This window comes from Xanthomonas cucurbitae, assembly GCF_002939885.1.
GTDB classification, from domain to species: Bacteria; Pseudomonadota; Gammaproteobacteria; order Xanthomonadales; family Xanthomonadaceae; genus Xanthomonas; species Xanthomonas cucurbitae.
The window spans coordinates 1-26,645 of the sequence record NZ_MDED01000042.1 but is presented as its reverse complement, the minus strand read 5'-3'; the positions used below and the strand labels follow the sequence as shown (position 1 = coordinate 26,645).

Here is a 26,645-nt window from a genome sequence, read left to right as displayed (position 1 = left end):
AGTACTACTTCGGGATGAAAGCGCACATTGGCGTGGATGATGAGTCCGGGTTGGTGCACCACGTGGAATGCACGGCGGCCAACGCGGCGGACGTCACGCGGGCGCACAAACTGCTGCACGGCAAGGAAGACACGGTGAGCGGGGACAGCGGCTACACCGGACTGGACAAGCGCGAGGAAATGGCAGGCAAGGGCAAGCTGCGCTACCTGATCGCAGAAAAGCGCTCGAAGTTGAAGCAGATCAAGAACAAACGCGCGTTGAAGCGGGCAAAGCGTTGGGAGCACACCAAGGCCAGCTTGCGGGCGAAGGTGGAGCATCCGTTCCGCGTGATAAAACGCCAGTTCGGCTACGTCAAGGTGCGCTATCGCGGTTTGGCGAAGAACACCGCGCAGGTGTTGACGCTGTTTGCGCTGTCGAACCTGTGGCAGAAGCGAAAGCACTTATTGCCTGCGATGGCCGAGTTGCGTCTGTAATCCGGGGAAACCCTCGGAAATGCGCTGAAAACGGCGAAAATCGAAGGTTTGAACGAGTTTTACGCGACCCAGGACGGCTTTTTCCGTCTCCTGGCTGCGTTGATCAGACAATCCTTAAAAGCACTGGCTTCTCGTCACCCGCATCAGACAGCTGAAATTTCCGTCACAGCCGTGTGGTTTGAACAAAAAATTCCCTTCGTTATCAGGAGATACCGATGTCGTTCAAGATCATCAGCTGCGATGGCGGCGGTATTCGAGGCTTGATTACCGCTTTGTTTATCCAGGACCTCGATCAGCACAGTCAGATACTCGAGAACGTTGACGGTTTTGCCGGAACCTCTACCGGAGGGCTACTTGCGCTGGCTCTGGTCAACGGTGTTCCTATCGAACAAATCATTAAAATGTACATGACGCAAGGTGCCACCATTTTTGAGTCGAACGGTTGGCTACTCGCTCAAGAGGCTGCGAGCCAGCAGCCCCCACTCGATTCCGCATTGGGCAGCGGCCCTGGCTTCTTGAGCAGCCAGTACAAGAACGATGGATTGCTCACGGTGGCCAAGCACTTGCTTGGAAGCACACCGCTGTCGGCAGCCAAGCGGTTCGTCGCGATCAATTCTGCGCGGCTATGGGATGGCAATAGCTGGATGCCCGCCACCTTTTCCAATACCTCTTCCAGCGCGTATCCAGGGATCAGTATGGTAGATGCGGCGCTCGCCACTTCGGCAGCCCCTACCTACTTTCCGCCCTACCGGGTTGCCGGGGCAAACTACGATTATGGATTTTTTGCCGATGGTGGGGTATTCGCCAACAACCCGGCGATGACGGCCATCGCTGAAGCAGTCGCGAGTGGTCTGGTGAGCAGCGTTGGCGACATCAAACTGCTTTCGTTGGGTACCGGAAGCAGCCCGCAAGGCATTCCGCCTGCAGTGATCGGCAATCCGCTCAAGTGGGGCGTCTCTTCCTGGTTGCACCCATGGGCAAGTGGGACGGTGCCGGCCATGCCCCTGCTCAACTTGACGATGGACACCACCGCTGAACTGGTGCGGATACAGACTGAGCAGATCCTGGGCGGCAATGCCATGCGTGCGAATCTGCCACTTGGCAGGCCGTATGCACTGGACGACTGGAAACACGTCGCCGATCTGGCCGCCGAAGCAACCAGCTACATGAAGACCGATGCGTGGCAGGGAGTGCGTGACTGGGTTTCAAGTAACTGGAGCTAGCGTCCCATCAGTCACCAAAAATTCGACCGACGCGATGCATGACGATTTCGCGCTGTATGCCGCATTCCATCCGGAGTGCGTTCCTGTGTCTCGATTAGGAGAAGACAATGAGTAAGCAATCACCACTGCCGCATGATGATGCAAGTATCCAATGGACCGATGCTGTCAGCGAGAAAGGTGTGCCATTCCAGGTTGGATTCAGCAACGCGAGTGCCAGCGGGGCCGACGATACAGCAGTACAGGGCAAGAGGGATTTCGGGATCGACGTCAATTGGCCGCTGACCGATAATGCCTGGACCGATACTAACCAGGACGTCAAGTCCACTGCGGCCATCTCCCGTTATGCATTGGGCCCCAATGGGGGCGGCACATGGGCTTACATCCTGCATTTCAGCAACACGGAACACTACAACTACTACTTCTCCGACAAGACCGGCGATGGATACCAGGTGAATACGTTTCGCAACGGCGATCACTATGTGAGATACAACTCCAGTGACCCCGCCATCACCTTCATCAAAGGTAGCTGAGACCGGGAGACCACGGAAGCCGGCGATTTCCGGCGCGTGTGGCTTGCTACCAGTGGAGTGCGTCGTTTGGTGGCGTCCTTGCACCCATGGCTTCGCCGCCGCCGCTCTTGCAGTGTGCTTGCCATCTTGATGGCGATGCCAGGTGCGGCTGCACGATCGAGCCGGTCATCGTGCGGCGTCGTGCCTGCATGCTGCGCAGCGCGAGCGGTATCGTCGGATGCGTCGATGGTGACCTGCCAGGGGTTCTTGATCTGCTGCGTGCAACCGTTCGGCAATCAGGATCCTGTCATGGCTGCTGCCTAGAGAGCGGTTCTGGCAGGCGTCATCCCGCAAGCAATGCCGGGTGACGCCATGCCAGGATTCGTCTCGCTTGGTCGAGACGGTTCAGCGCGTTGCATCTCCAGCCTGGGCTGTATTGATTGCATCGTTTTCCAGGTGATACCGCGTCGCCTCGGCCACTTCGTTCTTCGACCCCAGGAACACTGGCACGCGCTGGTGCAGTTGGGTGGGTTGGATGTCGAGAATGCGTTCGCGCCCGGTGGTGGCGGCGCCGCCGGCCTGTTCCACCAGCATGCCCATCGGATTGGCTTCGTACATCAGGCGTAGCTTGCCGGGCTTGGCGGCGTCCTTGTTGTCCCACGGGTAGATGAAGATACCGCCGCGGGTAAGGATGCGGTGCACGTCGGCCACCATGCTGGCGATCCAGCGCATGTTGAAGTTCTTGCCGCGTGTGCCTTCCGTGCCGGCCAGCAGATCGCCCACGTAGGCCTGCATCGCCGGTTCCCAGTGGCGCTGGTTGGACATGTTGATGGCAAATTCGGCAGTGTCTTCGGGCACGCGCATGTCACGCTGGGTCAGCAGGAAGCTGCCTTCCTCGCGCTCCAGGGTGAAGGCGTGGGTGCCGTGGCCGAGCGTGAGCACCAGCATGGTGCTGGGGCCGTAGATGCAGTAGCCGGCGGCCACCTGCTGGGTGCCCGGTTGCAGGAAGTGTTCGTCGCCAGGCTTTTCCGTGCCCTTGGGGGCGCGTAGCACCGAGAAGATGGTGCCCACCGAGACGTTGACGTCGATGTTGGAGCTGCCGTCGAGCGGGTCGAACAGCAGCAGGAAGTCGCCGCTGGGGTACTGGTCGGGCACCGGCTGGCTGTGGTCCATCTCTTCGGAGGCGCATGCGGCCAGATGGCCGCCCCAGGCATTGGCTTCGAGCAGGATGTCGTTGCTCAGCACATCGAGTTTCTTCTGCGCCTCGCCCTGTACGTTGCCGGTGCCGGCATCGCCCAGCACGCCGCCCAGGGCGCCCTTGCTCACGGCGATGGAGATGCGCTTGCAGGCGCGCGAGACGATGGTGATGAGCTGGCGCAGTTCCGCATCGATCCGGCCGGCATGTTGTTCTTCGATCAGGAAGCGGGTCAGCGAGGGACGCGACATGTAGCGGGCAGCCTGTTTGTAGGAAGTGAGCCGCCATTGTCGCCATTGCGCCGTTAGATTTCGATCACTGCTGCGCGTTTGGCTGCGGGGATGATCGAATATGTGCGAATGGGCGGTTTGGGTGGAAATTGCAGCGGGTGCCCTCATCCGCCCTTCGGTCACCTTCTCCCGCAGGCGGGAGAAGGGAGCTGGCAGGAGTGGCTGCCTGGTCGGGACCGATCCATCAGCGGCTTGGAGCACGGGCAAAAAGAAACCGGGAGGCTTGCGCGCTCCCGGTGTGCAGGGCATCACGGCGGCTGCGTGCAGCAGCGGCCGGCTACATCCGGCTGACCGTCGCTATGGCCTGGGCCACGTAGTCCAGGTTGCGCTGGCTCAGCGCGGCCACGCAGATGCGGCCGGTGCCTACGGCGTAAATGGCGAACTCGTCGCGCAGGCGGTCCACCTGGGTCCGGGTCAGGCCCGAGTACGAGAACATGCCGGCCTGGCGCTGGATGAACTCGAATTCCGGGGCGCCCAGCGTCGCCAGCTTTTCGACCAGGCCGGCACGCAGGGCGTGGATGCGCTCGCGCATCTCGGTGAGTTCCTGCTCCCACACATCGCGCAGTTCCGGGCTGGTCAGCACGGCGGCGACCAGTGCGGCGCCGTGCGTGGACGGGCTGGAATAGATGGTGCGGATGATGCGCTTGACCTGCGACTGCACGGCCTTGGCTTCGGCCGCAGTGGCCGAGACCACCGACAGCGCACCCACGCGCTCGCCATACAGCGAGAACGACTTGGAGTACGAGCTGGCAACCACGTAGCTGTCGATGCCTTCGGCGGCCAGCAGGCGTACCGCATAGGCGTCGGCTTCGATGCCCTTGTCGAAGCCCTGGTAGGCGATGTCCACGAACGGGAACAGGTTGCGCTCCTTCAACAGCCCGGCCACCTGCTTCCACTGCTCGCGGGTCAGGTCCGCGCCGGTGGGGTTGTGGCAGCAGGCGTGCAACAGCACCACGGTGCCTGGTTCCAGCTTGGCCAGGTCGGCCAGCATGCCGTCGAAGTTCAGGCCATGGCTGGCGGCGTCGAAATAGGTGTAATCCACCACCTCGAAGCCGGCCGCGCCGAACACCGCGCGGTGGTTTTCCCAGCTGGGATTGCTGATGGCGATGGTGGCAGTGGGCAGCAGCTTCTTGAGCAGGTCCGCGCCCACGCGCAGCGCACCGCTGCCGCCGACGGTCTGCGAGGTCGCCACGCGGCCAGAGGCCACCAGCGCCGACTCGGCGCCGAACAACAGCTCCTGGGTGGCCTTGTCGTAGGCGGCCAGGCCGTCGATGGGCAGGTAACCGCGCGGTTTGGCCTCCTGCGCGAGCTGCTGCTCGATCCTGTGCACGGCGCGCAACAGCGGGATGCGGCCGTTTTCGTCGTAATAGATGCCCACGCCCAGATTGACCTTGTTGGGGCGGCTGTCGGTGTTGTAGGCCTCGGTCAGGCCCAGAATGGGGTCGCCTGGAACCTGTTCCACGTTTGCAAAGAAGGACACGGCATGACTCGCTGAAGGACGAAAGAGTGGGGTGCTTCCGGATGGTTGACCGCTGCGGGGCCAAACCAGCGCATCGTAGCAGGGCATGGCAGGCGTGGCATGCTTCGTTCCGTACGCAACGATGTGGCCAGCGTACGGATGGGCGACACTGGCGCGATGCCCAGATCCTGCTTGTTGGCCGCTGCCTGCGGCCTGTGCGTTGCCAGTTTCGCCAGTGTGGCCGCACCCAGTCCCGCGCTCCCCCCGCCGCAGCTGCCCGCCGTGCAAGTGGAGGCGGCCCGTGTGCATGCGGTGGACGATTTCGACCTGCCGGCCGCGTTGACCGTGGTGGTGGCCGCCGATGACAACCGCCGTGGCGCGCAAGTAGCCGAGTTGCTGGACGGCATCCCCGGGCTGCTGGCGCGCGACCGCCAGAACTACGCGCAGGACACCCAGTTGTCGATCCGCGGCTTCGGCGCGCGCTCCACCTTCGGCGTGCGCGGCGTGCGGCTGCTGGTGGACGGCATTCCGGCCAGCATGCCGGACGGCCAGGGCCAGCTCTCGCATTTCAACGTGCTGGGGGCGCAGCGGGTGGAGGTGTTGCGGGGGCCGTTCTCGGCGCTGTACGGCAATTCCTCCGGCGGCGTGCTGCAGCTGTGGAGCGCCGATGGCAAGCCGGACGACCCGTGGCGGCTGCGCGCCACCTACGGCAGCAACGCCACGGTCAACGTGGGCGCGCAATTGCTGGGACAGCAAGGCGCGCTGCACTACAACCTGGCCGCCAACCATTTCGAGACCGACGGCTTCCGCGACCATAGCCGCGCCAGGCGCGGTTCGGTCAACGCCAAGCTGGGGTTCGACCTGGCCCCCGGCCGTCGGCTGGATCTGGTCCTGAACACCCTCGATGCGCCCGATGCGCAGGACCCGCTGGGCCTGAGCCGGGATCAGTTCAACGCCGATCCGCGCCAGGCCACGGCGGTAGCGAGCCAGTTCAACACCCGCAAGTCGGTACGCCAGCGCCAGGCTGGGGCAATTTTCACCCAACAGTTCGACCGCCAGACGCTGCGGCTGATGGCCTATGGCGGCACGCGCAGCGTGGAGCAGTTCCTGGCGGTGCCGGTGGCGGTGCAGCGCAACCCGTTGCATGCCGGCGGGGTGATCGATCTGGACAGCCATTACGAAGGCGCCGACGCGCGCTGGGCCTGGCAGGGCGAGGCACTCGGCCGGCCGCTGCGGCTCACCGTGGGCGCCAACGTCGACCGCCAACGCCAGCATCGCACCGGCTACGAAAATTTCGTCGGCGATACGTTGGGCGTGCAGGGCGCGCTACGCCGCAACCAGCGCGACCGGGTGGAGAATGTGGACCAGTTCGTGCAGGCCTGGTGGCAGTGGAGCGCGCGCTGGTCGGCCCTGCTGGGCGTGCGCCATAGCCAGGTGCGCTTTGCCTCGGACGACCATTACATCTTAGGCCGCAATCCCGACGACAGCGGCCGGCGCGACTATTCGGCCACCACGCCGGTGGCCGGCATCGTACTCCGTGTCAGTGACGAACTGCGCCTCTACGCCTCGGCCGGCCGCGGCTTCGAAACGCCCACCTTCAACGAGCTGGGCTATCGCAACGATGGCGCGGCCGGGTTGGCGCTGGACCTGGGCGCGGCCACCAGCCGCAATTACGAGGTCGGCAGCAAGTGGCGCGCGCAAAGCGGCGCGGCGCTGCAGGTGGCACTGTTTCGCGCCGACACCGACGATGAATTGGCGGTGGCCAGCAATACCAACGGCCGCAGCACCTTCCGCACCATCGGCGCCACCCGCCGCCAGGGCGCGGAGCTGAGCTGGCAGCAGCCGGTGGGCGCCACCCAGCAGGTGCAACTGGCCTATACCCTTGTCGATGCCAGCGTGCGCGATGGCTACCTCACCTGCGCCAGCAGCGGCTGCGCGGTGCCTACCGCGCCGGTGGCCAGTGGGGCGCGCCTGCCCGGCGTGCCGCGGCAGCAGCTGTTCGCGCGCTGGCAGTGGCAGCCGGCGCATTGGCAGTTCGCGGCCGAATCGGTGGCGTCTGCCGCGACCGTGGTCAACGACCTGGCCACCGAACGTGCGCCCGGCTACGCGGTGGTCAATCTGGAAGCGTCGCGCCGCTGGAACACCGCCGTTGGTGTGCTGCGCGCCTTTGCGCGGATCGACAATGCGCTGGATCGCCACTATGTGGGTTCGGTGATCGTCAACGATGGCAATGGGCGCTACTACGAGCCCGGCCCGGAGCGCACCTACATGGTGGGCCTGCAGTGGGATGTCGGTGGCTGAGCGCGGCATGGCGGTGTGCGTGACACCCACGCCAAACCGCACGATGCCATTGGCCGGATCGGTGCCTCCCGAGGTCGCCGCTGGCGATCGCCGCGCCCGTCAGCGGGCCGGCAACCCGCCAATCACCGCAGATGCTGGGTCAACTGCCAGCACCGGTGGGTGTACGCGAACACATACGCCTCCGGTGCGCCGAAGGTCCTGATGACCTCGTCGTCGGCGGAGAACTCGGCCTTGACGAAGTCCGCGCGCATGCGCTCGCCATCGCGCCGGAGGTCCAGCTTCACGTGCGCCATTTCGCCCGGCTCCTTGCCGGGCTCGTCGTAGGTCCAGCGGTAGTCGATCAGGGTCAGCCGGAAGGGCTCGGCGGGCCGGTCCACGCGTTTGGACGGGTCGCGCAGATCGCGCTCTTCCACCGTGGCGGCGCTGTAGGCCGCCCGCACGGCGGCATCGCTCACGATGGTCTCGAAGAAGGCGGCAAACCCGTCCGCCGTGCGCGCGCAGGCTTCCAGCGGAAGCGGTGGGCGGTTGACCGGCGGCATGGCCGTTGCGGCCGGGGTGGTTGCGGTCGGCTTGGCCGGTGGGGCGAGCTGCGCCGGGGCGGCAGGCGGCGAGGCATTGCAGCACTGCGCCAGCAGGGCGAGCACGGTGGCGGTCAACAGGCGTTGCAACATGGATGGCATCCCTTTCCGGTAGGCGTACACGCCAGTAGGCGTGCAAGCGTACTGCACCGGCCTGACGCCGTCGTGTAAACCGAACGCGACCAGGCGACAGCGCGATCAGTCAGGTGTCCTCACGGCGACACCGTGTTCTCCCGCGTCACCCGGCTCAGCGCATCGCTGCTGATCTCGGCAATCGAATGGGTGCCGGTCAAGGTCATCGCCACGCGCATTTCGCGCTCGATCAATCCCAGCAGGTTGTCCACGCCGGCCTGGCCGCCGGCCGCCAGCGCGTAGACGAAGGCACGCCCCAGCAAGACCGCATCGGCGCCGAGCGCCAGCATGCGCACCACGTCCAGGCCGCTGCGGATGCCCGAATCGGCCAGGATCTTCAGCTGGCCCTTCACCGCATCGGCAATCGCCGGCAGCGCGCGCGCACTGGACAGCACGCCGTCGAGCTGGCGCCCGCCATGGTTGGAGACCACGATGCCATCGGCGCCGAAACGCACCGCATCGCGTGCATCGTCCGGGTCCAGGATGCCCTTGATGACCATCGGCCCGGTCCAGAATTCGCGGATCCACTCCAGGTCCTTCCAGGCAATGGAGGGGTCGAAGTTGGCCGCCAGCCAGCCGATGTAGTCCTGCAGCCCGGTGGGGCTGCCGCGATAGGCGGAGATGTTGCCCAGATCGTGCGGCTTGCCGAGCAGGCCCACGTCCCAGGCCCAGCGCGGGTGGGTCACCGCCTGTAGCAGGCGCCGCAGCGACGCGTTGGGCCCGCTCATGCCCGAATGCGCATCGCGGTAGCGCGCGCCCGGCGTAGGCATGTCCACCGTGAACACCAGCGTGGTCACCCCGGCGGCCCTGGCGCGCTCCAGCGCATTGCGCATGAAGCCGCGGTCCTTGAGCACGTAGAGCTGGAACCACATCGGCCGGTCGATGGCCGGCGCCACTTCCTCGATCGGGCACACCGACACCGTGGACAGGGTGAACGGAATACCGCGCGCGGCTGCCGCGCGTGCGGCCTGCACCTCGCCGCGCCGTGCGTACATGCCGGTCAGCCCTACCGGCGCCAGCGCCACCGGCATCGCCAGCGTCTCGCCGAACAGCTCGGTGCCCAGGCTCAGGTCGGACATGTTGCGCAGTACCCGCTGGCGCAGCGCGATATCGGCCAGGTCGGCGACGTTGCGCCGCAAGGTGTGCTCTGCATAGGCGCCGCCATCGATGTAATGGAACAGGAAGGACGGCAGGCGCGCCTGCGCGGCGGCACGGTAATCGGAAGCGGCGGAGATAATCATCGACGGCGACGGCGTGGGGGAGCCACGGAGTGTAAGGCGATCGGCCGGATGCCGGAGGGCGCCGGAACGGTCGGCGCGCGCTGCGGCTCCGCCAGCGGGGGACCTGGGCCGGATGCCGCCAGCGCCTGGACCTTCGTCAGCCCGCCTAACCACGAGCACGCCAGCCCTCCGGACGCGGCGCAGGCCGTGTCTGCGGCCCCGCACTGCGCGGTTTTCCGCAGGCCGACGCAAGGCAGGGCTTGCATTGGCCCGCGCAAACGGGCCACGTCCGGCTTGCCGGATAGGCTGCGCGTGCTCGTTGGCGATACGCCGGAGAAACAGCGCAAGAGGCTGTTGCAAAAAAGATTTTCCTGGCGTCGGAAAGTGTGCCCGGCAACCGTCAGGTTGCCGTCAGGTCTGGCGCGCGACAGCCGACGAAGGTCGTTCGGCGGCCACAGGGTCGCCCGGAAACGCACCGCGCTCCGGTCTGCTGCGGAGCCTGTGATGCCCTTGGTCCAACCCTTGCTGGTGTTGTTCGTCGTGCTGTCCAGTAGTGCCTGGGCGGCGCCCACCCAGGCCGAACTGCCGGGTAGCTGGACCGCCGCCGCGCTCACCGCCGGGTGGCCGGCGCCGCTGCATCAGGGCCGCTGCGCGTCATCGACGCAGGGCAGGGTGGTCATGGATTGCGACCCCGTCGGCACCGCCCCTGGTGGCGGCTGCCTGCCGGTGCAGCGCTGCCAGCGCCTGGCGGTGCCGAGCCTGGCCGAGCAGATCAACGTGGCCTTCAGCAATGCACCCGCCGACAGTCACGATGCCCCGGCGCGCAAGTGCGCCAGGGGCGCGGCGACTGCCTTGACCACTGCCTCGGCCAGCGGCCCGGCTCGCCCGCGTGGCTGCACCGAACGCGCGTGACGGCTCCGGTGCGATAGGCAGGCTGGGCGCCGATACCGGTGCGCGGCACGGCCGGGTGACTGTTCCGCGGCGGCCGGAGACCCGCCGCCATGCCGGCGCGTGGGCACCAGCGCCCGCACCGTGTATGGCCAGTGCACTGGAGCGTGCGGACACGGCCTGTCTGCCGGCGGTGGGGAGTACACGGCATCGCCTGTCAGCGAGCCGTGCCTGCCCGGCACCAGGACGCCGGGCAGGCCGGAGCTCCGCTTACCGCGGCGAAATCTTCGGGTCGTTGCCCACCTGCGGATCGCAGCTGAAAAGGATCATCTTGTCGGTGTCTTCGACGACGAAGGACAGGAAGATCAGGGTGGCGGCGTTGTTGCGATTGATGACCGTCACGCCCCGCCCATCCTCGTCGGCCATGATGGGCTGCACGATCTGGTCCTTCGAATCGCTGGTCAGCACGCTCCTGATCTTGAAGTTCGGCCGGACCTCCTTGGCGAAGGTGTAGCGCATGGCCAGTGGGCTTTGCCCCTTGCAGGCCAGCGCCAGGTCGGGCGAGAAGCTGTAGAAATACTTGCCTGCGCCGGTATTGCCGCCGAAGCCGACGTCGGCAACGGTGAGCGAAATGCAGAGATGGTGTTCTTCGGTCATGACCTGTCCTGTTTCTTGAAGAGCGGGGCATAGAGGGAGATGAACTGTGGGTGGCGGTAGCCCGCCCGATACAGCCACCCAAGCTGTTGCGCGACGGCGGCGCGCTGGCCCAGGTGGATCTGGGCGCGAATCCAGGGGTCCAGCAGGTCCTTGTCGCGGCTGTTGGCCACATCCTTGCCCAGCACGCCAACCGCGTGCTGCCAGGCCTGGCGTGCGTCCTCGGTGCGCCCGGCGGCGGCCAGCCGCTCGCCCTGCCAGATCAGCGCCTGCGCCAGGGTCGAGGCGCCCAGCGTGTCGGCGGGATTGGCGCGATGCAGTGCCTCCAGGCGGGCGACCAGCGCGGCCTGCTGCGCGCTGTCGGCCGGCGTGCTGCCCCCGCGCAGGTGGCTGGTCTTCAGCGCGATGATGGCGTCCAGCCACTGCCACTCCGGCAGCGGTTGGGTCTGTTGCAGTAGGGTGGTCATCAGCTGTTGCGCCTGGCCGAGTTGCTGCTGGGCGCTGCCACGGTGCCCGTCCAGGCCGGCGACCCAGCCCACCTGTGCGTAGGCATGCGCCAGGTCGCGGCGCCACCCAGGGTTGCCCGGTTGCAGCGCCACCAGCGTGCGCAGCATGGCCACGCTGTGCTGCGCATCCTGTTGCGCCTGTGCCAGATGCCCTTGCGCCAGCGCCAGGCTGGAAGTGCGCAGCAGTGCGCCGGCCAGCCGGCGCTGCCAGGCCAGGGCCTCGGGCTGTTCCTGCACCAGGGTGCGCAATAGGGCGATCTCTTCGCGGTAGCCCTGCTCGGCAGGTGCCAGCAGGCCCTGGGTTTCCTGCGCAAGGCTGAGCCAGGACAGGCTGTCGATCAGCTCGTAGCGCACCGACGCCTGCTGCGGCCGGTGGGCCAGCACCTGGCGCTTGAGCGCGATGGAACGCGCGAAGAAGCCGATCGCCGTGTTCGGCTGGCCTTGCGCATTGGCCAGGGTGCCGAAGTTGTTCAGCGCGTAGGACACTTCCAGTTGCCAGCGCGGGTCTTGTGGCGCCGCACGCGCCAGCCACTGCGACTCGGCCAGGTAGCGCGCCCAGTGGCTGCGCGCCAGCGGCAGCTGATTGCGCTGGTAGGCCAGATACCCTAGCCAGTACGCCGCCTGCGCGGCCTCTGCACGCGCATTGACGGTGGCCGGTGCGCCTGCCTGCGCCTGGCCGGCGGTGGCGGCCGCACGCGTGAATGCCACCTGCGCCTCATCCAGCTTGCCTTGGTTCATCAGCACCTCGCCGGCGGTGCGCAAGGCGCCGGCGTGATTGACCAGGTCGCCAAGATGCATGCCGGTGCTGGGCAGGTCTTCCAGATACCGCAAGGCGCGGCTGCCCACGCTTTCGAGCAGTTTGAGGTTGCCGCCGGCGCGCAGTTGCTCGGCCAGCTCGCCCAGCATGTAGCCCACCAGTTGCTGCGCCTGGTCGCGGCGGGCTTCGGCCACCTGCTGCGCCTGGCGGGCCTGCCAACCGAGCAACATCGACGCGCTCGCCAGTAGCACCAGCACCGTCGCTGCGGCCGCATACAGGCCGCGACGCCGGCGTTGCGAGCGCTCGCAGGCATGCAGGAAGGCCCGCTCGGAGGCGTCCAGGTCCTGCGGCATGCGCCGCGCCGCTTCGCGCGCTTCGCTCAGCGGGCGTCCGCTGTTGAGCAGATGATCGCTGCGCCGGTCTTCGGCGGCCCAGCGGTGCGCGGCCAGTTGCAGCCGCTTGCGTGCCTGCAGCAGGCGGCGGTTTTCGTGGATCCATTCGGCTGCACGCGGCCACTGCCGCAGCAGGGCTTCATGCGCCACCGCGAAGCCTGGCTCACCGGCCACCAGCTCGCTGACGCACAGGCGCGCCTGCACCAGGGCATCCACCAACGTGCGCGCGGCGCTGGCATCGGGCAGCGCCGACCACGGTGCACGCCGCGCGGTCACCGCATCGCTGTCGGGGTGGATCACGCTCAGCAGTGCCAGCACCTGGCCCAAGGCGGCCTGCGCATTGGCCGGCAATGCGCCGAAGCTGCGTTCGGCGTGGTGCGCCAGCGCCCCTTCCAGCCCACCCAGGGCGCAATAGGCGGCGAAGGTCAGCAAGCCGTCGTCGCTGCGTTGCGCGTGCAGCGCATGCAACAGGTGCTGCAGCAACGGCAGCGCATCGGGCTGGCGCGCGGTGGCATCGCGCAGCACATCGTCCAGGTGGCTGGCGCTGTCGCGGTCCTGTTCGAAGCGCAGCCCGGCCATGGCCGCGGGCACGCGGATGATCTGGCCGATCTCGCCATCGCGCGGCGGCAGCAGGTCCACATGCCCATCGCCGCGCTTGAGCTCCACGATCTCCGGCACGGCGTCGATCAGGCGCGGGTAGAAGTCGCTGCGCGCCAGCATCAGTACCGCCACCTGCGTGCTGCCGCACAAGGCCTGCAATGCCGCCGCCAGCGCGGCGCGGTCGGCATCGGTGATGCCGGGCGTGGCCACCATCGCTTCGGCATGGTCGATCACCAGCAGCAGATGCCGCTGCGCCGCTGCGCCCTCGCGCGGCGGGGTGGCGTGGCGCATCGCTTCGGCAATGGCTGCATGCAGCGGCGCGGGGCGCTGCAACCAGTCCGGCAGCAGCGCCATCTGCGCCGGCGAGAACACCGCGCGCTGGCCCGGTTCCCATCCGGCGAGCGAGCGCGCCAGGGTGTCCAGCACATCGCCGCCACGGCATTGCGCCAGGTTGCAATACGCCACCGCCAGCGCTTCCAGCCCGTCCAGCCCGCCCGGTTGAGTCAGCAACGGCACCACGCCGGCGCGCAGCAACGAGGTCTTGCCGCAACCGCTGGCGCCACTGATGAGCACCAGCCCGCGCCGGCTGTGCAACTGTGCACGCAGCGCCGCCGCCACCTGCGCAATGGCATGGCTGCGGCCGAAGAACACCTGCGCATGCGCCGGGTCGAAGGCCTGCAGGCCTACATATGGGCTGCCGTGGCTCCAGGTCTGCGTGCCCGGCACCGCGCCACGGTAATCCTGGGGAAACACCACCTTGGGCAGCAGCCGGTACCCGCGCTTGCGGATGGTTTCGATAACGCGTGGCTGCCGGCTGTCGTCGCCGAGCTTGCGGCGCAGCTGGGCGATGGTCTTGTGCACCGGGTTGTCGCCGTAGAAGCTGCCGTGCCAGACCTCGATCAGCAACTGCTCGGCACTGACCACCTCGCCGGCGCGCTCGGCCAGCGCGACCAGCACCTCCATCATGCGCGGCTCCAGCGCAATGGTCTGGCCGTCGTCGATCACCACCAGCCGTTCCGGCTCCACCTGCAGGGCGCCCAGGCGGAAGCGCGGCACCGAGCCAAGTTGCGTGACGCGCTCGCTACGAAGGGGCATTCGGACACCGGTCGTACAACTGGAAGGGGCCTCGACGATCGCCAACAGGCGCAGCCAGGCACGGCACGGCAGGGACGGCAACGTAGCATAGCCGGCGCTGCCGGACTTCGATTGGATTCGCTGTTCGTGGCGGCGTGGGCGGGCGATGGTGTCAGCTGTCACGCGCGTCCATACAGCAGCGTGTGTTGCGCCTCAGGCTGTTTCGCATGCGCCACACGCTCTAAGATGCCGCCAGCATCTTGCTGACCAGGAGTCCACGTTGATTATCCATCCCAAAGTGCGCGGCTTCATCTGCACCACCACGCATCCGCTCGGTTGCGAGCGCAATGTGCTCGAACAGATCGCCGCCACCCGCGCGCGCGGCGTGCGTACCGACGGCCCGAAGAAGGTACTGGTGATCGGCGCCTCCAGCGGCTACGGCCTGGCCTCGCGCATCACCGCCGCGTCCGGCTTCGGCGCCGACACGCTGGGCGTGTTCTTCGAAAAACCCGGCAGCCCCAGCAAGGCCGGCACGGCCGGCTGGTACAACTCGGCCGCCTTCGACAAACATGCCAAGGCCGCAGGCCTGTACAGCAAGTCGATCAACGGCGATGCGTTCTCCGATGCGGCGCGCGCGAAGGTGATCGAGCTAATCAAGACCGAGATGGGCGGCCAGGTGGACCTGGTGGTGTATTCGCTGGCCTCGCCGGTGCGCAAGCTGCCGGGCAGCGGTGAAGTGAAGCGTTCGGCGCTCAAGCCGATCGGCGACACCTATACCGCCACCGCCATCGACACCAACAAGGACACCATCATCCAGGCCTCGATCGAGCCGGCCAGCGCGCAGGAGATCGAAGACACCATCACCGTGATGGGCGGGCAGGATTGGGAACTGTGGATTGACGCGCTGGACGGCGCCGGCGTGCTCGCCGACGGCGCGCGCAGCGTGGCCTTCAGCTATATCGGTACCGAGATCACCTGGCCGATCTACTGGCATGGCGCGCTCGGCAAGGCCAAGGTGGACCTGGACCACACCGCGCAGCGCTTGCACGCGCGCCTGGCCACCCATGGTGGCGGCGCCAACGTGGCGGTGCTCAAGTCGGTGGTGACCCAGGCCAGCGCGGCCATCCCGGTGATGCCGCTGTACATCTCCATGGTCTACAAGATCATGAAAGAGAAGAACTTGCACGAAGGCACCATCGAGCAGCTGGACCGCCTGTTCCGCGAGCGCCTGTACCGCGAAGACGGCCAGCCGGCCGAGGTGGACGACGAAAACCGCCTGCGCCTGGACGACTGGGAACTACGCGACGACGTGCAGGACGCCTGCAAGGCACTGTGGCCGCAGGTCACCACCGAGAACCTGTTCCAGCTCACCGACTACGCCGGCTACAAGCACGAGTTCCTCAAGCTGTTCGGCTTCGAGCGCAGCGATGTGGATTACGACGCCGATGTGGAGACGGACGTGAGGTTCGATTGCATCGAGCTGGGGTGAATCGGGAGTCGGGAATGGGGAATCGGGAATCGGGAATCGGGAATCGGGAATCGGGAATCGGGAATCGGGAATCGGGAATCGGGAATCGCAACAGCGGTTGCTGCGCGCTTTGAGTTCCCCGACCCAATGCGGTTGAGAGCGGCCGGCAGAGCATGCCGGCCGTTGTGGATGGCGCAACGTCGCGCGGACGTGCCCTCATCCGCCCCTCGGGCACCTTCTCACGAGGGGAGAAGGCAGTAGCCTGCAGTTGCTTGCCATCACGCAACCAACCAACGCCCCCGGCATTCGCCGCTTTTACGATTCCCGATTCCCGATTCCTGATTCCTGATTCCCAAGCGCGTCAGCGCTTCACATCGAACCGCGCATCGCCCATGCAGGCCTGCACATCGGCCACCGACAGCGGGTTGAAATCGCCGGGAATCGAGTGCTTCAGGCACCCGGCCGCCAGGCCGAAGCGCACCGTGTCCTGCAGCGGCCAGCTTTCGATCAGGCCGTGTAGCACGCCGGCGGCAAACGCGTCGCCACCGCCGATACGGTCGATGATGCGGGTGAGTTCCTCGCTGGGCGCACGCGCCACCGCGCCTTCGCGCGGCACCAGCATCGCGCCCAGGCTGTGGTGGTCCACGGTATGCGCCACGCGCTGCGTGCAGGCCATCAATTGCAGCTGCGGGAATGCGGCAAACGCCTGTTGCGCGGCCGCTTCCACGCGCGCTTCCAGCGTGTCCTGCGGGAACTCGCCGCCCAGCACCACGCCAATGTCGCGGTAGTCGGCAAACACCACATCCGCACAGGCAAACAGCTGGTGCAGGATGCCGCGCGCATCGCCCTGCCAGCGCTGCCACAGTTTGGGCCGGTAGTTGCCGTCGAAGGACACCTTGACCCCGGCCGTACGCGCGGCGCGCGCGGCCGCCAGCGTGGCTTGCGCCACCTCCGCACCCAGGGCCGGGCTTACCCCGGAGAGGTGCAGCCATTGCACGCCTTCCAGCAGCGCCGGCCAGTCGTAGGCGTCGGCGGGCGCCAGCGCAAAGGCCGAATCGGCGCGGTCGTAGACCACTTCGCTGGGGCGATGGATCGCCCCGGTGGTCAGGAAGTACAGGCCCATGCGGCCCTCCACCCGCCGCACATGGCGGGTATCGACAGCATGGCGGCGCAGTTCGCCAAGCACCGCCGCGCCCAGCGGGTTGTCGGCCACCGTGCTCACCATGGCCACCTCATGGCCGAAGTGCGCCAGCGACACGCCGACGTTGGCCTCGGCACCACCGCAGTGCACGTCCAGTCGCGGCTGCTGCAAGAGCAGCGCGTGACCAGGCGCCCCCAGGCGCAACAACAACTCACCAAAACACAGGATGCGGGCACGATTCATGCGGGAATTACCTCGGCTGTGTGGTGCGTCACGGGGTGGGGAAACCGCAGCGCGTTACGATGACCATCGGTGTCATTCTAGCCCTCCCTGAAGACCGCCGGACAGGCCCAGCATGCAACGTGACGTGGCCGCCTGCGCGCCATCTTGGCGAAATCCGGACGCTTTTGTGCTGCGCTGCAAGATGTTGAACAGCGGTTCAGCTGGTAACGTCTTTTTGACCAGCGGTGTCATTGCCGCTCACATGCCCATATTTCACATTGTTCATGGACCCTTGGGAGGGGAGGACATGCAATTTCGGACCACCAGCCGGAAGACACCGGTTACCTTGCTGGCTTTGTCGATCGGCCTGGCGCTGAGCGGCCACGCACTCGCACAAGATGCCGCCTCGCCACCTGCCGAGCCTGCCGTGAACCTGGACACCGTCACGGTGACCGGTTACCGCGCCAGCGTGGAGAAGGCGCTGGACATCAAGCGCGGCGAAGCCGGCGTCGTGGATGCCATCGTCGCCGAAGACATAGGCAAGTTCCCGGATCTCAACCTGGGCGAGTCGCTGCAGCGCATTCCCGGCGTGGTGATTACCCGTGAAGCGGGCGAAGGCCGCGCCATCTCGGTGCGCGGCTTGGGCCCGGAGTTCACCCGCGTGCGCATCAATGGCATGGAAGCGCTCACCACCGTGGGCGCCGGCGACCAGAGCGGCGGTACCAACCGCGGCCGTGGTTTCGACTTCAACGTGTTCGCCTCGGACCTGTTCTCGCAACTGATCGCGCGCAAGACCGCCTCGGCCGACGTGGAAGAAGGCTCGCTCGGCGCCACGGTGGACCTGCGCACCGCGCGCCCGTTCGACTACAACGGTTTCACCTTCGCCGCCAGCGGCCAGGCCGCCTATAACGCCATGGCCGAAAAGGCCAACCCGCGCGTGGCCGCATTGATCGCCAACACCTGGGCCGACAACACCTTCGGCGCCCTGCTGTCGGTGGCCTTCACCGAACGCGAAGTGCTGGAAGAAGGCGCCAACACCGGCCGCTGGGCCAACGGCACCAGCAACGGTGGCTTCAATGCCGCTTCACCGTTCGCTGCCGCGCGTTCGGCCGATGTCTACCACCCGCGCTTCCCGCGCTACACCCAGCAGATCCACGACCAGCAGCGCCTGGGCGTGACCGGCGCGCTGCAGTGGAAGCCCACCGATCGCACCACGCTGTCGCTGGACATGCTGTACTCCAAGATCGATGCCAAGCGCGACGAGCACTACATCGAAGCGATCTCCTTCAGCCGCAACCGCGACGGGCTGACCCCGCGCCGTGCAGTGCGCGACGGCAAGCCGGGCACCATCGTGCGCAACGGCGAGATCCGCAACAACGCGCTGGTCTATGGCGAATTCGACAACGTCGATATCCGCTCGGAAAACCGCCACGACGAGTGGAACACCGAGTTCAAGCAGATCAGCTTCGATGTGGAGCATCGCTTCAACGATGCCTTCAGCATGAACGCCCGTGTCGGTACCTCGCGCTCGGCGCACGAGAACCCGGTGCAGACCACCATCATCATGGACAAGTACGACGTCGACGGGTACAGCTACGACTACCGTGGCAACAGCCGCGCGCCGGTGCTGAACTATGGCATCAATCCCACCGATCCCACCGGTTGGGAACTGGCGGAAATCCGCCTGCGTCCGCAGTCGGTGGACAACGATTTCGACACCGGCCAGATCGACTTCAACTGGAACATCAGTCCCGGCTTCCGCCTCAAGGGCGGCGTATTGGCCAAGAACTACAGCTTCAGCACGGTCGAGTTGCGCCGCGCCAACGAGCTGGCCGTGCCCAACTTCGCCAACGGCAGCACCATCGTGCCGGTGGGCCTGACCGAACAGGCCGGCCTCAAGGGCATCAGCGGCAATCCCGCCAACTGGGTGGTGCCCAATCTGGACGCGGTGGCCAACCAGTTCGGCATCTACAGCAACAGCGGCACCTTTGCCGTCGCCCCGCGCGTCAACAACAGCCGCAGCGTCGAAGAGAAGGATCGCGGCGTATGGTTGATGGGCGAGTTCTCCACCGACCTGGGGCCCATCCCGCTGTCGGGTAATTTCGGCGTGCGCTATGTGGAGACCGAGCAGGCATCCACCGGCTTTGCGTTGATCAACAACCTTCCCACGCTGACCACGGTGGGGCGCAAGTACGACAACACGCTGCCCTCGTTCAACCTGGTCGCCGAGCTGGCGCCAGACCTGCTGCTGCGCCTGGGCGCGGCCAAGGTCATGAGCCGTCCTGGGCTGGGCAGCCTGACCCCGGGCGTCACCGTGGCCGTGGCCGGCGGTGCGCGCACCGTGGCCGGCGGCAACCCGGACCTGGACCCCATCGAAGCCACCAACGTCGATCTCGGCCTGGAGTGGTACTTCGACGAAGGCGCCATGCTGGGCGTTGGCGTGTTCTACAAGGACATCGAAAGCTTCATCCAGACCGCGCGCGAAGTGCGCCCGTACTCCAGCAGCGGCCTGCCGGCCGCGTTGCTGGACGGCACCGGCGCCAGCGTCAACGACGACTTCGCCTTCAGTATTCCGCTCAACACCCCGGGCGGCGAGTTGAAGGGCGTGGAAGCCAACTACACCCAGCCCTTCACCTTCCTGCCGGGCAAGTGGGCCAACCTGGGCGTGCAGCTCAACTACACCTGGGTGGATTCGCAGATCCAGTACCTGGCCAGCAGTGGCGCGCCGGTGATGAAGAACGACCTGCTCGGCCTGTCGCGTTCGTCGTGGAACGCCACGCTGTTCTACGAAGGCGACACCTTCGCAGGTCGCGTGTCGGCCACCAATCGCGACGACTACCTCACCCAGGCACCGGGTGCGGAAGCCGGCTTCAACGTCGATGGCGTGCATGGCATGACCGGCACCACCATGATCGACGCCTCGCTGCGCTACAAGATCAGCAAGCAGCTGGAGCTGAGCCTGGAAGGCATCAACCTCACCAACGAAGCCCAGGACGAGTGGGTGTCCTCGCCGCGCGCCGGCCAGCTGCCGCTGCAGTACGGCGAAACCGGACGGCAATACCTGCTGGGCCTGCGTTACAAGTACTAAACCGCTGTCTGCCCGCTGCGCGCACGCGCAGCGGGCACTCTTCGCGGCGGCCGCTTCCACGCACTATCCACCCAGGAAATCGGCAAGGACGTGATCCTCATCGCGCAACCAGGTGTCTCCTTGTGCGCACGCTGCCCACGGCCTGCAGAATCAACGGCCGCTGTATGCCAACCGCGACGGCAAGGTCTTGACCGAGGACATGCAGGTGCGCGACGAATGCTGCGTTGGCTACGCCTGGCACGGTACTTGGCCGGACAAGCTGTTGAAGGAAGACATCCCGAAGTGGCGTACTGCCAACTGTCTGTGAGGAAATCCCGCCGCGCGGCGCCCCCGCGCGGCGACGTCTTTTGAAGTGAGGTAAGCGTGCTGAAGCGTTTGATGGGTGTGGTGTGTCTGATCGCGTTGCCGGCAAGCGCGGCGTCTGTGGCTGCACAGGAACTGCTGTTCCGCGTGTCCGCCGATCGCAGCCTGCAGGCCGATGTGGCCCGCGGCGACGGCGTGCCCAACTTCCGCGACAAGATCACCCTGGTGCCCACCGGCAAACGCGGCAACGCCATCGAATGGGCCGACGACGGCGTGCTGTCGTGGAATGCGCCCGGCAACCTCTACACCCAGCGCGGCACGCTCGGCTTCTTCTGGCGTTCGCGCTACCCGGTGGGCGAAGCGCCGTTCGTGATCTTCCGCGTCGGCTACGCCGACCACACCAGCTGGGACATGGCCTGGCTGCGCATCGACTGGAATGGCCACGGCTTCGATGCCTTCGTCACCGACGCCAACCTTGCGCGCACCCGCGTCTCGTTCAAGCTGGATAAAAATCCCGCTGCCAGTGACTGGACGCATATCGCCTTCGCCTGGGATGAAACCCGCGGCGTGCGCCTGTATGTGGACGGCAAGGAGGCCGCACGCGTGGACTGCGGTGCGCCCTGCGCCAACGGTGGCGCGCTCGACTTCGATGCCGCACTCGACCAGTTCGGCCTGGCCGGCCGGGTGATGTCGCCGCACCAGGTGCAGAGCCGCTACAACTTCCTGCGCGGCAGCGACTTCGACGAACTCCGCATCTACGACCGCATGCTCGATGGGGCAGGTGCCAGCGCGCTCGCCCGCCTGCAGGAGCCCACCAGCGCTGAAGCACCCACTGGCGACGCGCAACACGCCGCCTTCCTGCACCGCTACGGCTGGGACAACGGCCACGCACCGCCCGCACTTACCGCACCGGTCACCCGCATCCGCAAGGTGGAGTTCACCGACGCGCGCGACCTCAAGCAATGGATGTGGAAGGCCACCGATGGCATCGCCGAAACCACCTGGCCCGGCGTCTACAACCGCTCGCGCCTGCCGGGCCGCGACGACTACTTCCAGCTGCCCGACTGGAACACCTACGTCGAAGGCGGCAAGGCGCTGGACCTCACACTGCCGGACGAACCCTTCAACCGTATCGAACTACGCGGCGCCGCCTATGGCCAGGCCAGCTACACCGCGCCGACTGCCGCAGGTACAACCGCGCAGGCGCAGCCATTGTTCGCACGCAGCCAGGGCGTGGTGCGCAGCGTGGACCAGTTCCCCGAGCGGCGCGGCGGCACGCTGCGCTTTGCCAACACCGCGCAGGAAACCCCCATCCAGGAAATCTGGGCCTACAACGTGTAGCCGGGCGCCGTGCCCAAAGGCAGTGCGCAACTCAGCTACACCGTGCGCAGCGACATCCAGCCCGACTACGACAACCTCGCACCGCTGCGCGATGTCATCGCCGGCCGCTACCCGCCGGGCGAGCGCCAGACCGTGATCGCGCTGCCCACCAAGGCGCCGGCCCGCAAGCGCCCCAGCGACAAAACCGCAGCAAGCGCGCAGCAGCCCATCGTGCATATCCTGGTGCCGTCCAGCCTGGGCAACCCGCCGCCGGATCAAGCGCTGATGCGCAGCTGGTCCTACGGCTGGGAAAACATGCACGACGGCCTGGATGGCATCGCCATCACCCTGCCGGCGCTCAACTTGCCGGCCACCCACAACGGCAGCATCCCGCTCAACATCCGCATCAAGGACCCCATCTGGCCCGCGCGCGACATGATCGACGTCTCGGTCGCCGTCGCCCCCGGCCAGGCCCGCACCCTGTGGCTGGACCTGCGCGACAGAATCCTCAGCAACGACAGCCTGATGCTCAGCATCGCCGCCGCCGCGCCCGGCTTTGACGCCAACGCGCTCGACGGCACCCAGCTGCAGTTGGTGTTCAAGCCGCGCAATGAGGCCATCAAAGAGCACGTCGCCGACCGCTTCAACCAGGTCAAGGACAACTGGGGCTTTCTGGTGGAAGAACACACCACCTCCAAGCGCCAGCTGCTCTACAAGCGCCTGGATGCCGACATTACCGACCTGCTGCGCGTGGACCCCGATCACGCACTCGGCCGCCAGTACTGGAACGACATCAGCTACGCCAACCAGGGCACGTTGCCTGTCGAGATGCCCAGCGTGCCCAAGGGCGTGCCCGCCTGGGCGTTCTGGCAGCTGCAAGACCTCAGCGCCACCCGCCGCTACATCCGCTGGTGGATCGAGCAGCGCCAGGTGGCCTACGGCGATTTCGGCGGCGGCATCTCCGATGATTCGGACCTGGTGCAGCAATGGCCCGGCGTCGCCCTGATGGGTGTGGACCCGGACATGCTCAACGCCTCCATGCTGGCGCTGTCCGATGCCAACTACCGCAACGGCATGTTCACCAACGGCCTGTCCACCATCGAAACCGACGAGCTGCACTCGTATGAGGAGGGCATCAACCTCAACAGCGCCCTGCTGTATCTCAACTGGGGCGACCCGCGCACCGTCGAGCGCCTGATGGAAACCGTCAAAGCCTTCGACACCATCATCCAGGTCAACCCGCAAGGCCACCTGCTGTTCGCCAGCAACTGGTTCGGCGGCCGCAAGGTCTACCGCGAGCCCAACTGGCAATGGCAAAAACCGTACTCCTTCCCCATCGTGCACCCGGCCATCCTGCTGGGCGGCTATAACGCCGACCCCAACAGCCGCCGCATCGTCACGGGATTAGCCGACGGCTACCTCGCCCACGCCTACACCAACGCCAAGGGCAACTGGGCTCTGCCCAACGAGATCAACTGGCAAACTGGCAAGACCCGCGGCGGCGAACTGTTCGAAGGCAGCGGCGGCGCTGACACCTTGCACACCTTCTGGGCCGCCTACCGCTTCACTGGCGATGCGCGTTATCTCAAGCCGATCGACTACCGCGTCGCCAACAGCGGCCCCAACGGTCTCTCCCTGCTCAACGAAAACTTCCTCGACGTCATGGGCAAGCGCAGCGACTGGAGCGGCAAGCTCATCGACGCCGCCAACAAGGACGACGGCAGCGCTCCGGACTTCCCACACCACGTGGCCTGGGAACAAACCGGCAACCTCGAGTATCTCGCCGCCATCTACCGCAGCGAGGCACGCGAGAAACTGCAGAACTTCTACATGAACACCGAAGGCCACTGGTGGAGCGACCGCGTGGAATCCCCCACGGTCAACCTGCAACGCGCACGCCTGGGCGGCGTGGCCCTCAAGCGCAACCAGACCTACCCCGGCCACACCGTGAGCTGGCGCTTCAACGACCCGGAGGCCGCCACCCAAGTGGCCATCGCCATCCCGGCACCCCGGCAAGACCGCTTCACCGTCATTGCCTACAACACCTCCAACAAAGCGCAGCGCGCCAGCATGACCGGCTGGAACGTCGCCTCAGGCCAATGGCGCATCACCCAAGGCGTAAGCAAAGGCAATGACGGCAAGCTCGACACCAACGCCAAGACGCAAGAGGTCGCTTTCGAAAAAAGCGCGGCCATCGACATCGACTTCCCCCCAGGCCGCACCACCGTCCTGCAGCTCGAACGCATTGCCGAAGCAAGTCCCGTCGAACTGCGCCCGGACCTTGGCATCGGCCACGGCGAGGTGCGCGTGACTGCAGATACCATTGAAGTGACCGTGCATAGCTTGGGCCACGCCGATGCGCCGGCCGGGTTTGTGGTGCTGGAGGATGGGCGAGGGAAGGAGCTGGCACGGACGGCGTTTCCGGCGCTTGCCGCACCGCGCGATCTGCAGCCGATCACCACCCAGGTACGCCTGCCGCTAGCCAACGCGGAAAATCTAAAAACTGCACACTTGCGCGTGTTAACCGAAGGCAACGTCCCAGAGATCACCGACCTCAACAATAAACTCGCACTACCCACCCCAGCCAAGCCGAAAACCGAAAAAAAAACACTAACCCAACACACCAATCCCTTCTCCCGCGCGCGGGAGAAGGTGCCCGAAGGGCGGATGAGGGAAAAGCCGACAAAACCAGCGATCAGCCGCGCAAGCGCATTGACGCAACCCAAAAACTCGGCGAGGATAAAAACACGCAGCACGTAACGCAGCCGCAAAGTCACACATTTCTTCAGGGGGAAGAAACAATGTTGAGCAAGGCAGGGAGCATCGTGGCACTGACTGTGGCTGCACTGGGTTTGTTTACCGCATCCGCGCAGGCGCGCGTCAGGGCCGCCGGCACGCACCGCAACACCAGTCACGGCTGTCACTACCGCGCAGGCCACGGCGCCTTGCATAAGAACAGCCGCTATTGACCAAGAGGGCCGCTATTTGGGGATTAGTTGTCTCCGTCCCTCTGTTTCTGAGATCTTGACCGCTACAGAGAGCGAGCAGCACAACATTTCGCTCGGCGGGCTCGCACTTGTGCCAGGCACTCGGGGCCTAACAACTCAATCAAGCCGAACTGGCTTCGCCAGCGGCTTATCTCGGACGTTGTCCTTCTTTGGAGATACAGGCATGTCGGCAATGATCCCAAACCCAAATGAGCCAGTGCTGCCGGCACTACCTGCGACAGTTCTACCTGCAATTGCGGCACTTACGGCTTCGCTTGGCATCCCGAGAACGGTGCTGGCAAGTGACGAGGAGATTGCATACGCATGGCGAGATTTGCCGCGAGAGCTTCGCGAAATCCCGGGTGAGCTTCGTGATGCGCTAATTGCGCGTATGTGCGTCGCAGTGAGCACCGGACTGTTCGACGGTGCGATCAACTATGCATGGAATGCCGCGATAATTCAGTTGAGGAACAAGGTCAAGAACTTTGGGTTGCCGATAGTTGCGCAGATCTTGCAAACCGATTTTGAAGAGAAGCACCTGCTAGAGCTTCAGGACAGTCGCCTACTAGATCTTTGTCTTAAGCTCAATCTTATCGCTGAGGACGGGTTCTTCTTTCTCGATCAGTGTCGTGACGTCAGGAACAACTACTCTGCCGCTCATCCAACCATTGGCTCGGTTAACGATAGAGAATTCGTTACCTTCCTAAATAGATGTGTGCGTTACGCGCTTGCCGATACGTCTTCACCGCGTGGCGTAGATATCGGCGCGTTTATCACGACCATAAAAGGCGCTAGATTCACGTCCAACCAGTTCGGGATCTGGGTGCAGCGCCTCAATGACACTCATGATGCCCAACGGCAGCTTCTTGTGGGCATGGTTCACGGTATTTACTGCGACCCAAATGCTTCCGAACCATCGAGGCTAAATTCTCTTGACATCTGCGAGAGTCTAAAGGCCACGTTCAATGCAGCCACGCGTTCCGATCTAGTCAATAAGCACAGTGAGTACGCAGCCAAAGGCGACGAGCCACGGCACACCGCATCAGTCCAATTCTTCGAAAAGCTCGGTTTGCTTGCGCTCCTTAACGAGTCGGAGCAACACGCTGTTTTCTTTCGCGCCACCGAGCGCCTATTGAATGCCCACAACGGAATAAACAACTTCTACAACGAGCCTCCCTTCGCAGAGCGCCTCTACGAAATTTCGCAGCAAGGCGCGGTTCCGGAGACGGTTCAGGAACACTTCGTCCAAACGATCTCCTGCTGCTACGTTGGTAACGGCTACGGCGTTTCGTGGGCTGCTGCCGCAACTTACGAGAAGCTTATCCAGTCGTTTTCTCCTAGGGAGGTCGCCACCATGGTTAGGCTGGCATCCTTAAATCAAACGGTCCTTGGTCGCCGTGTCGCTAGCCTTCCTTCATGTCGGCAACGGCTCAAGCAAGCTCTGCAACTGATTGACCCTGCGAGCGTGCCGAGCGGTGCTAAAGCCTGGTACGACTACTTTACGGCGTAGCAAGTCTAGCAATTCGTTCAAGCCGATGCGGCGGAAAACGGGGTGGCGGAAAACGGGGTCAGGTTCACTTCTTGAGGTACGTGTGCCATATAAAAGCGAAAAAATCGGCCCATGAGAAATTAATAAGTCAGCCTGAAACCGTTCCTCGATCCAACCTTGTCACGAATCTTTTTGCAGTTCGTCACCTTTGTTCGTCGGTTAATTACTAGGAGCTTTAGTCATGAGCACTGCTCTCGTCGTCATTGCAATCCTTGCTGTTACAATAGTCCTACTGTGTCATTAAATGCGAAGGTGCGGAGACATCGTTCCAAGTAGTGTCACTGCGATTTCTACGGCGATTGTCCAGCGAAGCGTC

17 protein-coding genes and 1 pseudogene are annotated in these 26,645 nt (G+C 65.3%); 10 read left to right on the top strand and 8 right to left on the bottom strand.

What is annotated here, in order from left to right:
- From XcuCFBP2542_RS16435 to XcuCFBP2542_RS16425, 3 genes are all read left to right on the top strand, one after another.
- On the top strand, positions 1-473 hold a 473-nt coding region (locus XcuCFBP2542_RS16435), incomplete at its 5' end, for an IS5 family transposase (protein ID WP_146090348.1).
- Between the two features lie 215 nt (positions 474-688).
- Positions 689-1,696 (top strand): patatin-like phospholipase family protein, encoded by a 1,008-nt coding sequence (locus tag XcuCFBP2542_RS16430; protein ID WP_104605010.1) that lies wholly within the window; start codon positions 689-691, stop codon positions 1,694-1,696.
- 107 nt (positions 1,697-1,803) lie between these two features.
- A complete protein-coding gene (locus tag XcuCFBP2542_RS16425; RefSeq protein WP_146090347.1) occupies positions 1,804-2,226 on the top strand; it encodes a hypothetical protein in 423 nt (140 codons plus the stop codon).
- A gap of 384 nt (positions 2,227-2,610) precedes the next feature.
- Here XcuCFBP2542_RS16425 and XcuCFBP2542_RS16420 read toward each other — a convergent pair whose 3' ends face one another.
- Both XcuCFBP2542_RS16420 and XcuCFBP2542_RS16415 read right to left on the bottom strand, forming a co-directional pair.
- Complete coding sequence (locus tag XcuCFBP2542_RS16420; RefSeq protein WP_104605006.1) at positions 2,611-3,651, bottom strand: class 1 fructose-bisphosphatase; 1,041 nt, start codon at positions 3,649-3,651, stop codon at positions 2,611-2,613.
- Positions 3,652-3,967: 316 nt separating this feature from the next.
- Positions 3,968-5,170, bottom strand: a complete 1,203-nt coding sequence (locus XcuCFBP2542_RS16415) for an amino acid aminotransferase (RefSeq protein WP_104605004.1) — start codon at positions 5,168-5,170, stop codon at positions 3,968-3,970.
- Positions 5,171-5,326: 156 nt separating this feature from the next.
- Between XcuCFBP2542_RS16415 and XcuCFBP2542_RS16410 the strand changes: the two genes are divergently transcribed.
- On the top strand, positions 5,327-7,450 hold the full coding sequence (locus tag XcuCFBP2542_RS16410) for a TonB-dependent receptor family protein (RefSeq protein WP_170067019.1): 2,124 nt from the start codon (positions 5,327-5,329) through the stop codon (positions 7,448-7,450).
- A gap of 122 nt (positions 7,451-7,572) precedes the next feature.
- Here the strand turns inward: XcuCFBP2542_RS16410 and XcuCFBP2542_RS16405 are convergent, their stop codons facing one another.
- Complete coding sequence (locus XcuCFBP2542_RS16405; protein ID WP_104605000.1) at positions 7,573-8,121, bottom strand: hypothetical protein; 549 nt, start codon at positions 8,119-8,121, stop codon at positions 7,573-7,575.
- A 119-nt stretch (positions 8,122-8,240) separates the two neighbouring features.
- Complete coding sequence (gene lldD / locus XcuCFBP2542_RS16400; protein ID WP_104604998.1) at positions 8,241-9,401, bottom strand: FMN-dependent L-lactate dehydrogenase LldD; 1,161 nt, start codon at positions 9,399-9,401, stop codon at positions 8,241-8,243.
- Positions 9,402-9,884: 483 nt separating this feature from the next.
- Between lldD and XcuCFBP2542_RS16395 the strand changes: the two genes are divergently transcribed.
- Positions 9,885-10,292 (top strand): hypothetical protein, encoded by a 408-nt coding sequence (locus XcuCFBP2542_RS16395; RefSeq protein WP_104604996.1) that lies wholly within the window; start codon positions 9,885-9,887, stop codon positions 10,290-10,292.
- Between the two features lie 246 nt (positions 10,293-10,538).
- Here XcuCFBP2542_RS16395 and XcuCFBP2542_RS16390 read toward each other — a convergent pair whose 3' ends face one another.
- Both XcuCFBP2542_RS16390 and XcuCFBP2542_RS16385 read right to left on the bottom strand, forming a co-directional pair.
- A complete protein-coding gene (locus tag XcuCFBP2542_RS16390) occupies positions 10,539-10,925 on the bottom strand; it encodes a hypothetical protein (protein ID WP_104604994.1) in 387 nt (128 codons plus the stop codon).
- Positions 10,922-14,272, bottom strand: coding sequence for an nSTAND1 domain-containing NTPase (locus XcuCFBP2542_RS16385; protein WP_104604992.1), 3,351 nt, complete (start codon positions 14,270-14,272; stop codon positions 10,922-10,924). The genes XcuCFBP2542_RS16390 and XcuCFBP2542_RS16385 overlap by 4 nt, the downstream gene beginning before the upstream one ends.
- Positions 14,273-14,531: 259 nt before the next feature.
- On the opposite strand from XcuCFBP2542_RS16385, the gene fabV reads away from it, so the two are divergent.
- Positions 14,532-15,740: an enoyl-ACP reductase FabV gene (gene fabV / locus XcuCFBP2542_RS16380; RefSeq protein ID WP_104604990.1), complete on the top strand. Its 1,209-nt coding sequence runs from the start codon at positions 14,532-14,534 to the stop codon at positions 15,738-15,740.
- A gap of 340 nt (positions 15,741-16,080) precedes the next feature.
- Here the strand turns inward: fabV and XcuCFBP2542_RS16375 are convergent, their stop codons facing one another.
- Both XcuCFBP2542_RS16375 and XcuCFBP2542_RS19630 read right to left on the bottom strand, forming a co-directional pair.
- Positions 16,081-17,103: a sugar kinase gene (locus XcuCFBP2542_RS16375; protein ID WP_104604988.1), complete on the bottom strand. Its 1,023-nt coding sequence runs from the start codon at positions 17,101-17,103 to the stop codon at positions 16,081-16,083.
- A gap of 72 nt (positions 17,104-17,175) precedes the next feature.
- Positions 17,176-17,334, bottom strand: coding sequence for a hypothetical protein (locus XcuCFBP2542_RS19630; protein ID WP_158251461.1), 159 nt, complete (start codon positions 17,332-17,334; stop codon positions 17,176-17,178).
- A gap of 55 nt (positions 17,335-17,389) precedes the next feature.
- Between XcuCFBP2542_RS19630 and XcuCFBP2542_RS16370 the strand changes: the two genes are divergently transcribed.
- The 4 genes and pseudogenes from XcuCFBP2542_RS16370 (at position 17,390) to XcuCFBP2542_RS16355 (ending at position 26,290) form a co-directional block, all read left to right on the top strand.
- Complete coding sequence (locus XcuCFBP2542_RS16370) at positions 17,390-20,170, top strand: TonB-dependent receptor (RefSeq protein ID WP_104604986.1); 2,781 nt, start codon at positions 17,390-17,392, stop codon at positions 20,168-20,170.
- A gap of 112 nt (positions 20,171-20,282) precedes the next feature.
- Positions 20,283-20,477 carry a pectate lyase gene (locus tag XcuCFBP2542_RS16365; protein ID WP_223214385.1) on the top strand — a complete coding sequence of 65 codons (195 nt, stop codon included), beginning with the start codon at positions 20,283-20,285 and terminating at the stop codon, positions 20,475-20,477.
- Positions 20,478-20,548: 71 nt separating this feature from the next.
- A pseudogene (locus XcuCFBP2542_RS16360) lies at positions 20,549-24,553 on the top strand (LamG-like jellyroll fold domain-containing protein).
- Between the two features lie 411 nt (positions 24,554-24,964).
- Complete coding sequence (locus XcuCFBP2542_RS16355; protein ID WP_170067018.1) at positions 24,965-26,290, top strand: hypothetical protein; 1,326 nt, start codon at positions 24,965-24,967, stop codon at positions 26,288-26,290.
- The last annotated feature ends 355 nt before the right edge of the window (positions 26,291-26,645 follow it).

Excerpts from the sequence above, each read along its gene's own strand:
- XcuCFBP2542_RS16430 (WP_104605010.1), top strand. The coding sequence starts at position 689 with ATGTCGTTCAAGATCATCAGCTGCGATGGCGGCGGTATTCGAGGCTTG.
- XcuCFBP2542_RS16425 (WP_146090347.1), top strand. The coding sequence starts at position 1,804 with ATGAGTAAGCAATCACCACTGCCGCATGATGATGCAAGTATCCAATGG.
- XcuCFBP2542_RS16420 (WP_104605006.1), bottom strand. The coding sequence starts at position 3,651 with ATGTCGCGTCCCTCGCTGACCCGCTTCCTGATCGAAGAACAACATGCC.
- XcuCFBP2542_RS16410 (WP_170067019.1), top strand. The coding sequence starts at position 5,327 with ATGCCCAGATCCTGCTTGTTGGCCGCTGCCTGCGGCCTGTGCGTTGCC.
- XcuCFBP2542_RS16405 (WP_104605000.1), bottom strand. The coding sequence starts at position 8,121 with ATGTTGCAACGCCTGTTGACCGCCACCGTGCTCGCCCTGCTGGCGCAG.
- lldD (WP_104604998.1), bottom strand. The coding sequence starts at position 9,401 with ATGATTATCTCCGCCGCTTCCGATTACCGTGCCGCCGCGCAGGCGCGC.
- XcuCFBP2542_RS16395 (WP_104604996.1), top strand. The coding sequence starts at position 9,885 with ATGCCCTTGGTCCAACCCTTGCTGGTGTTGTTCGTCGTGCTGTCCAGT.
- XcuCFBP2542_RS16390 (WP_104604994.1), bottom strand. The coding sequence starts at position 10,925 with ATGACCGAAGAACACCATCTCTGCATTTCGCTCACCGTTGCCGACGTC.
- XcuCFBP2542_RS16385 (WP_104604992.1), bottom strand. The coding sequence starts at position 14,272 with ATGCCCCTTCGTAGCGAGCGCGTCACGCAACTTGGCTCGGTGCCGCGC.
- XcuCFBP2542_RS16375 (WP_104604988.1), bottom strand. The coding sequence starts at position 17,103 with ATGAATCGTGCCCGCATCCTGTGTTTTGGTGAGTTGTTGTTGCGCCTG.
- XcuCFBP2542_RS19630 (WP_158251461.1), bottom strand. The coding sequence starts at position 17,334 with ATGACACCGCTGGTCAAAAAGACGTTACCAGCTGAACCGCTGTTCAAC.
- XcuCFBP2542_RS16370 (WP_104604986.1), top strand. The coding sequence starts at position 17,390 with ATGCAATTTCGGACCACCAGCCGGAAGACACCGGTTACCTTGCTGGCT.
- XcuCFBP2542_RS16355 (WP_170067018.1), top strand. The coding sequence starts at position 24,965 with ATGTCGGCAATGATCCCAAACCCAAATGAGCCAGTGCTGCCGGCACTA.